Annotated in this window: 11 protein-coding genes and 1 tRNA gene; 7 read left to right on the top strand and 5 right to left on the bottom strand. The window is 67.8% G+C overall.

What is annotated here, in order from left to right; translation table 11 throughout:
- Nucleotides 1-6: 6 nt before the first annotated feature.
- Together V5F84_RS14040 and V5F84_RS14035 are read right to left on the bottom strand one after the other, a co-directional pair.
- Nucleotides 7-1,317 (bottom strand): PAS domain S-box protein, encoded by a 1,311-nt coding sequence (locus V5F84_RS14040; RefSeq protein WP_394044946.1) that lies wholly within the window; start codon nt 1,315-1,317, stop codon nt 7-9.
- Nucleotides 1,318-1,436: 119 nt separating this feature from the next.
- A complete protein-coding gene (locus V5F84_RS14035) occupies nt 1,437-2,474 on the bottom strand; it encodes a glycosyltransferase family 2 protein (protein ID WP_394044944.1) in 1,038 nt (345 codons plus the stop codon).
- Nucleotides 2,475-2,693: 219 nt separating this feature from the next.
- Between V5F84_RS14035 and V5F84_RS14030 the strand changes: the two genes are divergently transcribed.
- From V5F84_RS14030 to V5F84_RS14005, 6 genes are all read left to right on the top strand, one after another.
- Nucleotides 2,694-3,128, top strand: a complete 435-nt coding sequence (locus V5F84_RS14030; protein WP_394044942.1) for a MarR family winged helix-turn-helix transcriptional regulator — start codon at nt 2,694-2,696, stop codon at nt 3,126-3,128.
- A 76-nt stretch (nt 3,129-3,204) separates the two neighbouring features.
- Nucleotides 3,205-3,759, top strand: a complete 555-nt coding sequence (locus V5F84_RS14025) for an isochorismatase family protein (protein ID WP_394044940.1) — start codon at nt 3,205-3,207, stop codon at nt 3,757-3,759.
- A gap of 37 nt (nt 3,760-3,796) precedes the next feature.
- Nucleotides 3,797-4,123: a hypothetical protein gene (locus V5F84_RS14020; RefSeq protein WP_394044938.1), complete on the top strand. Its 327-nt coding sequence runs from the start codon at nt 3,797-3,799 to the stop codon at nt 4,121-4,123.
- Complete coding sequence (locus tag V5F84_RS14015; RefSeq protein WP_394044936.1) at nt 4,124-5,398, top strand: MFS transporter; 1,275 nt, start codon at nt 4,124-4,126, stop codon at nt 5,396-5,398.
- A 118-nt stretch (nt 5,399-5,516) separates the two neighbouring features.
- A complete protein-coding gene (gene gatB, locus V5F84_RS14010; protein ID WP_394044934.1) occupies nt 5,517-7,016 on the top strand; it encodes an Asp-tRNA(Asn)/Glu-tRNA(Gln) amidotransferase subunit GatB in 1,500 nt (499 codons plus the stop codon).
- 43 nt (nt 7,017-7,059) lie between these two features.
- The gene (locus V5F84_RS14005) at nt 7,060-7,536 is read left to right on the top strand and encodes a hypothetical protein (protein ID WP_394044932.1); all 477 of its coding nucleotides are present in this window, start codon (nt 7,060-7,062) and stop codon (nt 7,534-7,536) included.
- A gap of 20 nt (nt 7,537-7,556) precedes the next feature.
- On the opposite strand, the gene V5F84_RS14000 is transcribed toward V5F84_RS14005, so the two are convergent.
- Both V5F84_RS14000 and lipB read right to left on the bottom strand, forming a co-directional pair.
- Nucleotides 7,557-8,600 carry a hypothetical protein gene (locus V5F84_RS14000; RefSeq protein ID WP_394044930.1) on the bottom strand — a complete coding sequence of 348 codons (1,044 nt, stop codon included), beginning with the start codon at nt 8,598-8,600 and terminating at the stop codon, nt 7,557-7,559.
- A gap of 112 nt (nt 8,601-8,712) precedes the next feature.
- The gene (gene lipB / locus V5F84_RS13995; protein WP_394044928.1) at nt 8,713-9,450 is read right to left on the bottom strand and encodes a lipoyl(octanoyl) transferase LipB; all 738 of its coding nucleotides are present in this window, start codon (nt 9,448-9,450) and stop codon (nt 8,713-8,715) included.
- Nucleotides 9,451-9,620: 170 nt separating this feature from the next.
- On the opposite strand from lipB, the gene V5F84_RS13990 reads away from it, so the two are divergent.
- Nucleotides 9,621-9,705 (top strand) — tRNA-Leu (locus V5F84_RS13990).
- A 199-nt stretch (nt 9,706-9,904) separates the two neighbouring features.
- On the opposite strand, the gene V5F84_RS13985 is transcribed toward V5F84_RS13990, so the two are convergent.
- Nucleotides 9,905-11,257 carry a polysaccharide deacetylase family protein gene (locus V5F84_RS13985; RefSeq protein WP_394044926.1) on the bottom strand — a complete coding sequence of 451 codons (1,353 nt, stop codon included), beginning with the start codon at nt 11,255-11,257 and terminating at the stop codon, nt 9,905-9,907.
- Nucleotides 11,258-11,269 lie beyond the last annotated feature (12 nt).

Genomic DNA, 11,269 nt, shown 5'->3' with positions numbered 1-11,269 from the left:
GGCGGCTCAGACCGCCGGCTTTTTCAGCTCCCCAGCTTCCTTCAGCGCAGCGAGTTCCTTGCGCAGTTTCTTCGTTTCCTCGAAGCGGGCGTTCACGTCGCGGATGGTGGAAACCATGCCCACGACCTGCCCGCCGGCGTCCTTCAGCAAGACGATGGTGAATTCGATGGAGAAGCGCCGCCCGTCCTTGTGCAGGCCCGGAACGGCGAGCAGGTCGCCTGCGCCATAGCGGCTGACGCCGCTCGCCGCCGTCTGGTGATAACCCTCCCAATGGCGGGCGCGGAAAGGCTCCGGGATGATGATGTCGAGGGATTGGCCCAGCGCTTCCTGCTCGGAACAGCCGAAGATGCGTTCGGCACCCGGGTTCCACAGCACGATCAGGCCCTCCCGATCGCTCGCGACCACCGCGTCGGCATTGCTGTCGATGAGGGCCTGGGCGATGTGGTCGGCGGTGAGGGTACCGGGAGAAAAAGGCTTGGCATGGGTCATGGGAGCCACCTTGGCACCGGGGGAAACAGGGGCGGCTGTGGATGGGATCTGCGGGTCCAGCAGCTCTTCGACCGGCCCGAAGAATTCGAAGTGAATGCGCTCGGGCGGCACGCCGCGGGCGGCGAGCCCCTGCACGAAATGGCGCATGAAGGGCAGGGGGCCGCAGATGAAATAGTCCGCCTGCGCCAGCGGGGTGTTGTCCGCCAGCCAGTCCAGATCGATGAAGCCCGCGCGGTCGAAATCGCGGCCGGGGACATCCGCGTCGCGCGGGCGTTCGTAGAAGATCGTCGTCGCAAGGCCCGGGCGCCGGGCGGCGAGGGTCTTCACATGGGCGGCGAAGGCGTGTGTCGAGCCATCCAGCGTGCCGTGGACGAAATGGGCGGGCGCGCCGCGGGGCTGGGCCGCCAGAGCCTCCAGCATGCACACCATGGGCGTAAGGCCCACCCCGCCCGAAAGCAGAACCACGGGGCGCTCCTGGTCCTCCGGCAAGGCGAACGTGCCGGAGGGCGGCATGAGCTTCACCCGCATCCCCGCATCAGCCGCATCGTGCAGCCATCGCGAGGCCGCGCCCTGGGCCTCGCGCTTCACCGAGATGCGATAGGTCTCGCCATTGGCAAGGCCGGAAATCGTGTAATTGCGCTTCAGCGCCGGACCGCCCTCCGGCTCGATCAGGAGGGTCAGATGCTGTCCCGCCCGGTGGCGCGGCACGCCCTTGCCATCGGCGGGGCGGAACACGAATGAGGTGATGATCTCGCTTTCCGGCGCGCGGCTTTCGATGATGAAATCGCGCCACCCGGTCCAGATCTCGCCGGCCGCTGTGTCTGGCATGGCGTTCGCGTCTCCCTGACCTGCCTGCGCCGGGCTCGGACGCTCGCGCCGGCCCAGTCTGCTTGTTCTGGTTTAATGTATGCCACCGACTGGCGGCTGGCGAGCCCCGCCGCGGACTGTCACTTCGTCCGCAGGGACAGCCAGCGCTTGAGGAACGAGCGCCGCATCTTGCGCAGCGCGGCGGCGAGCGCGAGATGGAACGGCGCCTGCGCCTTCGCCACTTGGACCCGCAGGGCATTCAGTTCCGCCGTGCCGGCGCGCGCGCCCTCCACCAGGGCGTCGAGGCTCGCCAGCACCCGCCGATACGGATAGGTGCGGGCGAGATCGAGATAGCGCGGGGCCGCGCGGCGCTGGACGAATGGCCGCACCGCCACGGGTCCATCGAGCTGGGGAATATAAGCGAGCAAAAGCTCGTCCGGATGCTCCAGCAGCAGGCCGGGTTCCTTCATCAGCGCGCCGGCGCCCTCGATGTGATGGGAGGCGGTGGACGCCTTGTAGTCCGGCCGGGCGCGCCAGCGGATATAGCTGACCATACATTTCGCCACCAATTGATCGTCCGACCGCACCGGGAAATGGGCCAGGTCGGCGGTGGCAAGCAGGGTCACGGGCTGCTCGGCGTGCCAGCGGCTGATGATGTGGTTGCCGTCAGAGATGAGCGTCTCGGGATGGCCGGCGAAGGTTCCGGGCACGATCACCTTTCCGGCTCCGCGCGGCAGGTCCAGCACATGGGTGAGGCGCGACAGCGGGTTGGGATCCGAGGCGTCGTCGTCCGCGTGCGGATAATAATTGGTCACGGAGAAGGCGCCGATGCGCGGCTCGGGCAAAGCGTTCAGCTCCGCTTCGAGGGACGTGCGATCCGCGATGTCGATGAATTCGTCAGCGTCGAGGGCGAATATGAAATCCCACGGCTCATCCTGCATCGCGCGATGCATGAGGCCGGTCGTGCGCCGGCCCTGGTTGTAGGCGGCGTGCGCGCCATCCTCGATCCGCACCAGTGGCAGGCCCTCGCCCTGGAGCAGGTGCAGGATGTCCCGCGTCGCGTCGGTGCTGCCGTCGTCGATGATGTACATGCGGTCGACGAAATGCAGGTTGTGCCGGACGAAGACTTCGATGATGTCCGCTTCATCGCGTGCGAGAGTGACGGACGCCAGACGCATATTCTTCCCTTCGCAGGCTCGAACCCTTCAGGATCCGCCTGCGGCTTAGCACGGGCGCGGGAGGGTGGAAACGCCGGGGCGCGTCAGCCTGGATCCCTGCCGGTGCGCGACCCGCCCGTGGGCGCGTCGGATCCGTTGCGGTCCGCTCCGGCGCGGCCGCTGGCGCGCATATTAGAAGTTAAACTTGCAAGTTTTTCTTCCAAGGTTCATGATGTCCTTATGACTGATCAGCCAGATCCCGCCGAGATCGCCGTCGCCGAGCTGTCGCTGGCGTTGGGACAGCTCCTGCGCCGCCTGCGGACGGAGGGAAATCCCAACGAGCTCAATCTGTCGCAGATGGGCACCCTGGCCCGTCTGGAGCACAGCGGATGGATGACGACCGCCGAGCTGGCCCGCATCGAATCCATGAAGCCGCAATCCATGGGCACCATTCTCGCCGGGCTTGAGCAGGAGGGGCTGGTGCAGCGGCGGCCGCATCCCACCGATGGCCGCCAGATCCTGTTCGGGCTCACCGAGGCCGGTGTCGAGGAACGCCGCAAGCGCACCCTGGCCAAGCGGAAATGGCTCCTGGCGGCGATGGCAACGCTCGATCCGGAAGAGCGACAGACCCTCGTGGCAGCCATCGCGCTGATCAAACAGCTCGCCGAATCCTGATGCGCACGCGGCCGGGTCTGCCCGTCCCGTTTGCCCTCCCGTCTCGATCCCCTCGTCACCCCCGCCGGAGGCCCCCATGGCCGTCACCACGCTCGACCCCCGTACAGCCCTGATCCTGATCGATCTTCAGAACGGCATCGTCTCGCTCCCCACCGCTCACCCTGTCGGAGAGGTGGTGCGGCAGGCGGCGATCCTTGCGGAGGTCTTCCGCGCGCGCGGTCTGCCGGTGGTGCTGGTGAACGTCGCCGGCGGCGCGCCGGGCCGCACCGAGCAGCCCCCGAGAAGCTGGGATTTTCCGGCCGGATGGACCGATCTGGTGCCGGAACTGAATGCCCAGCCCGGCGATCATCGTGTCACCAAGCGGAGCTGGGGCGCTTTCACCAAGACCGGCCTTGAGGACCATCTGCGGGGGCTGGGTGTGACGCAGGTGGTGCTTGCCGGCGTCGCCACCAGCATCGGTGTCGAATCCACCGCCCGCCAGGCCTACGAGCTGGGCTTCAACGTCACGCTGGCCACCGACGCCATGACCGACATGCGGGCGGAGGCACACGACAATTCGATTCTGCGCATCTTCCCGCGCCTGGGCGAGCTGGGTGCGACCCAGGAGATCGTCGACCTCTTCGCCCGCTAGCGGTGCTGCGGCTCACCCGTCAGAGGAATGCAACAGGATGGATTGGCTTCATGAGGCCTCGCTTTTTCTCGGCGGCGCCGTGCTCACCAATGCCGTGCCGCACTTCGTCAGCGGTGTCATGGGGCGTGCCTTCCAATCGCCATTCGCCCGCCCGCCTGGAGAGGGGCTCTCCTCGGCGACGGTCAACGTGGTTTGGGGCATCGCCAATCTTGTGATCGCCTACCTTATCCTCCGCGCGGGGACCATCGATCTCGGTGCCCTGGACGAGGCGGCGGCGCTGGGCGCAGGAATGCTGGTCGCCGGCGTCCTGCTCGCCCGCAGGTTCGGCCGGTTCAACGGCGGCAATCTGACGGACGGCGCCTGAATGCCAACGGACGGGGTGTTCCGTGCGCTCGGAACCTATAATTACCGACTCTGGGCCGGCGGCGCGCTGGTCTCCAATGTCGGCACATGGATGCAGCGCACCGCCCAGGACTGGCTCGTCCTTGCCGTCCTCACCCCGAACAACGCGTCGGCGCTCGGGATGGTGGTGGCGCTGCAATTCGCACCGCAGATCCTGCTTCTGCCATGGACCGGACTTGCCGCCGACAGGCTGGATCGACGCCGGCTGATCATCGCCACGCAGGCGGCCCTGGGGCTGCTGGCGCTCGGGCTCGGGCTGCTTACGATTTCCGGCCGGGTGCGGCTGTGGCACGTGGATGTGTTCGCGCTTCTGCTCGGTTGCGTCGCGGCGTTCGACATGCCGGCACGCCAGACCTTCGTTTCCGAGCTGGTCGGGGAAGCCGACCTGGCCAATGCGGTGGCGCTGAATTCCACCTCGTTCAATGCCGCGCGGATGATCGGCCCGGCGGCCGCGGGTCTGCTCATCGCCGAGTTCGGTTCGGGATGGGTATTCCTCATCAATGCCGCTTCGTTCGCCGCCGTGCTCGGCTCACTCGCTTTGCTGCGCCTCGACGCGCTCCATCCGGTCGCCCGGGCGGCCAGGCGCCGGGGCGCCCTCATCGAGGGCATCCGCTATGTGTGGCGGCGGCCGGACCTGAAGGCGGTCTTGTTCATGCTGTTCCTCATCGGCACCTTCGGGCTCAATTTTCCGATCTTCATTTCGGCCATGGCGGTCAACATCTTCCACGTCGGCGCGCGCGAATACGGGCTGCTCACCTCGATGATGGCGCTGGGCTCGGTTGCCGGCGCGCTGATGGCGGCATGGCGGGAGCGGCCGGACATTCCCCATCTGCTGGTCGGCGCAGGCATCTTCGGCACCGGCTTCGCTCTCGCCGCGGTCATGCCGGACTATTGGCTGTTTGCGCTGGCCTTGATCGTCATCGGCGTTTCCGCCCAGACCTTCACGACCTCCACCAATGGCCTTGTGCAATTGTCCACGGCGCCGGACATGCGTGGCCGCGTGCTGTCCCTGCTGCTCGCGATCGCGCTGGGCGGTGCGCCGCTCGGGGCGCCGCTGGTCGGCTTCGTGGCCGACGCGGCGGGCCCGCGCTGGGCGCTCGGAATCGGTGCCGCGTCCGGCTTCGGCGCGATGGCTGTGGCCATCCTCTATCTCGTGCGCCACCGCCGTCTTCGGCTGGAGATCGCCGGCGGCCGCGTGCGGCTGAGCCTCGATGCCGGCGAGGCCGCGCGCGCGTGACCTTTCGCCCGACGCGCAGGGCCCTGCGCAATGCTCCCAAGGTTGCCAGAGAGCGGGTCGCGGGAGTAGGGACACACATCACCTGCGGCAGATGCCGCGCCAGTTGCGAAGGACCGCGATGACCGCTCACGTTCGACCCGCCGATGCCAGGAAGCTCATTCGTGGAGCCACGGGCGATTGGGAGGTGGTGATCGGCATGGAAGTGCATGCTCAGGTGGCTTCCAACGCCAAGCTGTTCTCAGGCGCCTCCACCGCATTCGGCGGGCCGCCCAACGACCATGTGTCGCTGGTGGACGCCGCGATGCCCGGCATGCTGCCGGTGATCAACAAGGAATGCGTTGCCCAGGCGGTGCGCACGGGGCTCGGCCTGAAGGCGCAGATCAATCTGCGCTCGGTGTTCGACCGGAAGAATTATTTCTATCCCGATCTGCCCCAGGGCTATCAGATCAGCCAGTACAAATATCCCATCGTCGGCGAGGGCGAGGTGATCGTCGATCTGCCGGACGGCGAGAGCATCACCGTGGGCATCGAGCGGCTGCATCTGGAGCAGGACGCGGGAAAGTCGATCCACGACCTTTCCCCCTCGCTTTCGTTCGTGGACCTGAACCGCTCCGGCGTGGCGCTGATGGAGATCGTCTCGCGCCCGGACCTGCGCTCGTCGGAGGAAGCGCGGGCCTATGTGACGAAGCTGCGCTCCATCCTGCGCTATCTCGGCACCTGCGACGGCGACATGGAGAAGGGCAACCTTCGGGCCGACGTGAACGTCTCCGTGCGCCGGCCGGGCGAGCCTTTGGGCACGCGCTGCGAGATCAAGAACGTGAACTCCATCCGCTTCATCGGCCAGGCGATCGAGGTTGAGGCCCGCCGCCAGATCGAGATCCTGGAGGACGGCGGCGCCATCGACCAGGAGACGCGCCTGTTCGACCCCAACAAGGGCGAGACGCGGTCCATGCGCTCCAAGGAAGAAGCGCACGATTATCGCTATTTCCCGGATCCCGACCTGCTGCCGCTGGTGCTGGAAGAGCCCTTCGTGCGCTCGCTGGACGCGGCGCTGCCTGAGCTGCCGGACGAGAAGAAGGCCCGCTTCATCTCCGATTACGGCCTGACGCCCTATGACGCCTCCATCCTGGTGGCCGAGAAGGAAACGGCGGACTATTTCGAGGCGGCAGTGAAGGCGGAAGGCGCCACCACCCGCAACGCCAAGCTGGTGGCCAACTGGATCATGGGCGATCTTTCCGCCTATGCGAACACCGCCGGCCTGGCGGTTTCCAGCGTGCACGTCACCCCGGCCCAGATCGCCGGCATCGTGGACCTGATCTCGGACAACACCATCTCCGGCAAGATCGCCAAGGATGTGCTGGTGATCCTGCTCGAGGAAAAGACCAGCCAGCACCCGCGCGAGATCGTCGAAGCCCGGGGCCTGAAGCAGGTGACCGATACCGGCGCCATCGAGAAGGTGGTGGATGAGATCATCGCCGCCAATCCGGACAAGGTCGCCCAGGTGATCGCCAAGCCCACCATGCTCGGCTGGTTCGTGGGGCAGGCGATGAAGGCGTCGGGGGGCAAGGCCAATCCTCAGGCGCTGAACGAGATTCTCAAGAGCAAACTGGGCATCTGAGGTGCTCCGCCGCGCGCGGAGGCCGGTTGCAGGGAGCAGGGGCATGCGGAGCGTGGGTGTGGCGGCCATCATGCTCGGACTGGCGGGGCCGGCATATGCGGCGGACGCGCCGAACATCGTCGGCCTCTGGACGCCCGTGGAGCATGCCGGCTCCAATCTCAGCATCGCCCCCATGGACGATATGCGCCTGCGCGTGGATACGCCGCATTTCGCGAACCGCCCCGGCACCGAGGCCTGGAGCGTGCGCATCGACACGCAGAGCGGCCGCGCCTTCGGTGGCGCGGTGGTTTCCAAAGGCGGCAAGGAACAGATATTGCTCGGCACCTTCCGCAGTGATGGAAAGCGCGTGGTCTACGCCACCGATTTTAGTTCGGGCGATGGCGAGGTGAGTGCCGACAGCATGGAATTGTGCTGGATCGATTCGGTACCGAATTATATCGCGACCGCCTGCACAACCTATGTGCGCGCCAAGCCTGCGCCTGCCCCGGCCGCGGCCCCTGCCGCCCCTGCGGGCAAATAGCGCGGCGAAAGCGGCCCGCCTTATTGCGCTGCGGCCGCATTTGCGCCGGCGACAGCTGGCGAGAAACCGATGCGCCCGTTCTCCGCATCGAACAGCACCTTGTAGTGGCGAAACACCAGGCCGCCGGAATTGAACCCCTTCACGCCGCCGTGGGGCGGGGCATAGCGGTAGCGGTCGATCCACGCGCGCCGGCCGCTTTCCACCGTCAGGCTCATCACGCCGGCGACGCTCGTGGTGACGAGGTGGCCCGCGGGAACCCGCGTGTGCAACCGGCTCGGATCAAGGTTGGGCGTCTCGAAGCTGCCGGAGCCGGCCCCGGTGTCGAACACTGTCGCAAAGCAGCCGGGCGGTCCTGAATCCACGGTGAAACAGGTGGGGATGCTCTTGGTGTTCCAGGCCTTCAGCCCAGCCGGCTGGGCGCCGTCTGCTGGCGCGAACGGGCTGGTGGAGAAGCCGGCGCTATTCTGTGGCGTCAAGCCCACCACCAGATGCGGAGCAACGCCCGGATCGGCGAAATCATCCGCCACCACGATAAAGCCGTTGGCGAGCGTGCCGCCGAGCTGTGCCAGGGGATTGAAGACCGGAACCGGATTATAGGCGACGCCCATGACCCCCATCTCCGGCGCCGTCCAGCCCGGGCACGCCGGCAGGTCGCTCTTGCAGGTGACGTTCCGCACCACCTGAATGGCGATGCGATGCGGGGTCGCCAGGGCGGGGGTCGAATCCGGAAACGCGATGGTGGCATAGCCGAGCACGCCTTCGAGGACATTTCCGCTCGAATAGGAATAAGTCAGGGGAATGTCGGTCAATTCCACATCGGGTCCGACGGCCTCGGCGCGGATGCGTAGCCCGGTCGAGCCGGTGTCGAGGAGAACCGATCCCGCCGGCCCGCCGCCGACCGAAACGCGGATGAAGTTCGCAAAGCCGCTGTTTCCCGGGCGGGGCAGCAGGGCGATGGTGGCGCTCTCAGCCGGCGCGGGATCGCCGGCCCCGGCGGGCGCTGAAGCGCTCCCCGCCAGAATCGCCAGAAGGCTCCCGATCCCGACCCACAGTGCGCGTGCCATCCTGTTCCCCGTCGCAAGCGGCTGCGGCGCGACTTTAGCGGATTTGCCCGGCCCCGCATGAGGCGCGGAACCGGTCCAAAAGCCGCATGCTAAGCCGGCCGCGCGCGGCGGCTCAAGCCGGAGCGGCGGCGGCTTGCGTCGCGCCGAAGACCTCCTCGAAGGCGATCCGCAGCACGCTGTCCACCTCGGGCAGGCTGGCAAGGTGGCCGAGATCTTCCAGGCTGGTCACGCCGTGCTCGCGCACCCCGCACGGCACGATGCCGCCGAAATGGGTGAGGTCCGGGCTCACATTCAGCGAGATTCCGTGGAAACTCACCCATTGGCGCACGCGAATGCCGATGGCGGCGATCTTCTCCTCCCGGCCCGGCCGCGCCACCCAAACGCCCACCCGGTCCTCGCGCCGTTCGGCGCGGATGTTGAAGGCGGACAGGGTGGCGATGAGCCAGGTTTCCAGCGCGCTGACATATTGGCGCAGATCGGGACTGCGCTGCCGGAGATTCAGCATCACATAGGCCACTCGCTGGCCGGGACCGTGATAGGTGAACTGCCCGCCGCGCCCGGTCTCGAACACGGGGAAGCGCGCGTCGATCAGGTCCTCGCGCCGGGCGCTGGTGCCGGCGGTGTAGAGCGGGGGATGCTCCAGCAGCCATACCAGCTCCGGCGCCGTCCCGGCGGCGATGGCGGCGACCCGTGCCTCCATGGCGGCGATCGCCTGCGGATAGGGCACCGGGGCGTCGCTGACAGTCCATTCCACCGGAGCCGCTCCGGCGCCGTGCGGCAGAAAGTGGGTGGCGAGCGCGGACCGCGTGGGGGAAGGAGCGGCCGGCGATGGGGAGGAATGAGCGGTCATGGCGGCTTCATACGTCTTTGACGGCGCGCGGGACACACACCATCCACAGGCTACATATAGTTGGCGCATGATCCGCTGTTGAGGCCTTGTGGCGCCCTGGTCGATCTGTTAGACGATGGCCCCCGGCGCCACGCACCTCAGGGTTCGCGGGCGCCGAGCCATCTCTGACTGCGGTCGTGGCGGAATTGGTAGACGCGCTAGCTTGAGGTGCTAGTGGGGAGACCCGTGGAGGTTCGAGTCCTCTCGTCCGCACCAGAAGATGGGGCCGCAAAGGCCGACGCAAAACGGCGCCTTCGGGCGCCGTTGTCGTTTGTGGGCTGGCTTGTGCCCTCCTTGCCAATCCTTCCTCCCTCCGCCGATCGGCTCGCCGTGTGTGCCACCGCCACGCGCCAATAAAAAAGCCGCCCGGCCGAATCGGCGGGCGGCTTCCTGTCTCGCGGAACGCGCCGGTCGCTCATTGGCCGGGCTGAAGGCCCTTCGGCAGGATATCCGTCAGAATGCGCGGCCAGGAGAGGCCGAACGGCTGATCGGCGGCCGGAGGATTGGCCGGAGTCGGCGCTGCCGCGACGGCGGCCGGAGCCGGCGCCGGCAGGGGCACGCGGCCGGAGGGCGTGCCGCCGGTCGCGCTCGCAGTATTGGTCGCGCGGACCGCCGCGGTCGCCGGCTTGGCCGGGGCGGCCGCCGGAGCGCCGCCGGCGGCTTGTGCCGCGGCTCCGGCCGGGGTGCCGGCGGGCTGGGCGCTCGCGGGCTGTGCCGTCACCGGCTTGGCGGAGGCGGGTTTCGCCGCCGCGCCGGGCGCGGGGACGGGGGCCGGCAGCGCCGCGATGGCGTCGGGGCCCTCGCCATAGACCATGTGGACCACCTTGAAGCCGCGCGTCTTCAGCTCGTGCAGGAGGGTCGGGAGCATCACGGCGGTGGAAGGCTGGATGTCGTGCAGCAGGAGAATGCCGGATCCGCGCTCCTCGAGGCGGTCGAGCGCACGCTTCAGCACCTCGTCGGGCTTCAGATGCATCCAGTCGTCGGCCACCAGGTCCACGCTGAACACGCCGATGCCGTGCTCCTGGGTATAGGCCTCATAGAATTTGGTGCGGCCGAGGCCGGGAAAGCGGAAGAACGGAACCGTGTGCGCGCCGATCGGCGCAAGGCCCGCGTTCACCGAGGCAAAGCCCTGCTCGATCTCGCCCAAGCCCGCCGGATGCGTCAGCTTGGGAAAGATCAGCGGGTGCGTCTGGCTGTGGGTGCCGATGGTGTGACCGGCTTCATGCACTTCCTGGAGCACCCGCGGATAGGCATTGGCCATGCGCCCGACGATGAAGAAAGTGGCCTTCACGCAATTGGCGGCGAGCGTGTCGAGCACGCGATGGGTCATCGGCGGCAGGGGGCCGTCGTCGAAGGTGAGAATCACCTCGCCTTTCTGCAACGGCACGGTCTGCCTGTATTGAAGCCGGCCGAGAAGCGGCGTCTGCTTCGGATCGATCTTCACGATACGCGACGTGCCGAGGGCATCCGGATTGCCGGGGCAGGCGGCACCGGGTTGCACGGCGGCCGACGGTTCATAGGAAACCGGATGCTGCGCGGCGGGCAGCAGGACCGGTGCTGCTGTCTGAGCGGGCGCGGCTTTGGGGCCGACGGCCGCCGCGGCCGGGTTGGGAAGCGCCGGCGCGCCGGCAGGCAGCGCGGCGGCAGGCGGCGTCGAGGATGCGGTCGCTGGCGCGGGCGGGGCGGAGCCGGGGAGGGGCTGGTCGCCGGCCGCCTGGGCCGCGCCTGCCAGGGCAACGAGGGCTCCCGCAAGGATAATCGACCGCATTCCTGTAACTCT

The sequence above is a fragment of the Roseixanthobacter liquoris genome (assembly GCF_043195135.2).
Lineage (GTDB): Bacteria > Pseudomonadota > Alphaproteobacteria > Rhizobiales > Xanthobacteraceae > NCEH01.
The sequence above is the reverse complement of the archived record's forward strand: the minus strand, read 5'-3'. Positions and strand labels throughout refer to the sequence as shown.

Coding starts and splice junctions, on each gene's coding strand:
- V5F84_RS14040 (WP_394044946.1), bottom strand. CDS start 1,317: ATGCCAGACACAGCGGCCGGCGAGATCTGGACCGGGTGGCGCGATTTC.
- V5F84_RS14035 (WP_394044944.1), bottom strand. CDS start 2,474: ATGCGTCTGGCGTCCGTCACTCTCGCACGCGATGAAGCGGACATCATC.
- V5F84_RS14030 (WP_394044942.1), top strand. CDS start 2,694: ATGACTGATCAGCCAGATCCCGCCGAGATCGCCGTCGCCGAGCTGTCG.
- V5F84_RS14025 (WP_394044940.1), top strand. CDS start 3,205: ATGGCCGTCACCACGCTCGACCCCCGTACAGCCCTGATCCTGATCGAT.
- V5F84_RS14020 (WP_394044938.1), top strand. CDS start 3,797: ATGGATTGGCTTCATGAGGCCTCGCTTTTTCTCGGCGGCGCCGTGCTC.
- V5F84_RS14015 (WP_394044936.1), top strand. CDS start 4,124: ATGCCAACGGACGGGGTGTTCCGTGCGCTCGGAACCTATAATTACCGA.
- gatB (WP_394044934.1), top strand. CDS start 5,517: ATGACCGCTCACGTTCGACCCGCCGATGCCAGGAAGCTCATTCGTGGA.
- V5F84_RS14005 (WP_394044932.1), top strand. CDS start 7,060: ATGCGGAGCGTGGGTGTGGCGGCCATCATGCTCGGACTGGCGGGGCCG.
- V5F84_RS14000 (WP_394044930.1), bottom strand. CDS start 8,600: ATGGCACGCGCACTGTGGGTCGGGATCGGGAGCCTTCTGGCGATTCTG.
- lipB (WP_394044928.1), bottom strand. CDS start 9,450: ATGACCGCTCATTCCTCCCCATCGCCGGCCGCTCCTTCCCCCACGCGG.
- V5F84_RS13985 (WP_394044926.1), bottom strand. CDS start 11,257: ATGCGGTCGATTATCCTTGCGGGAGCCCTCGTTGCCCTGGCAGGCGCG.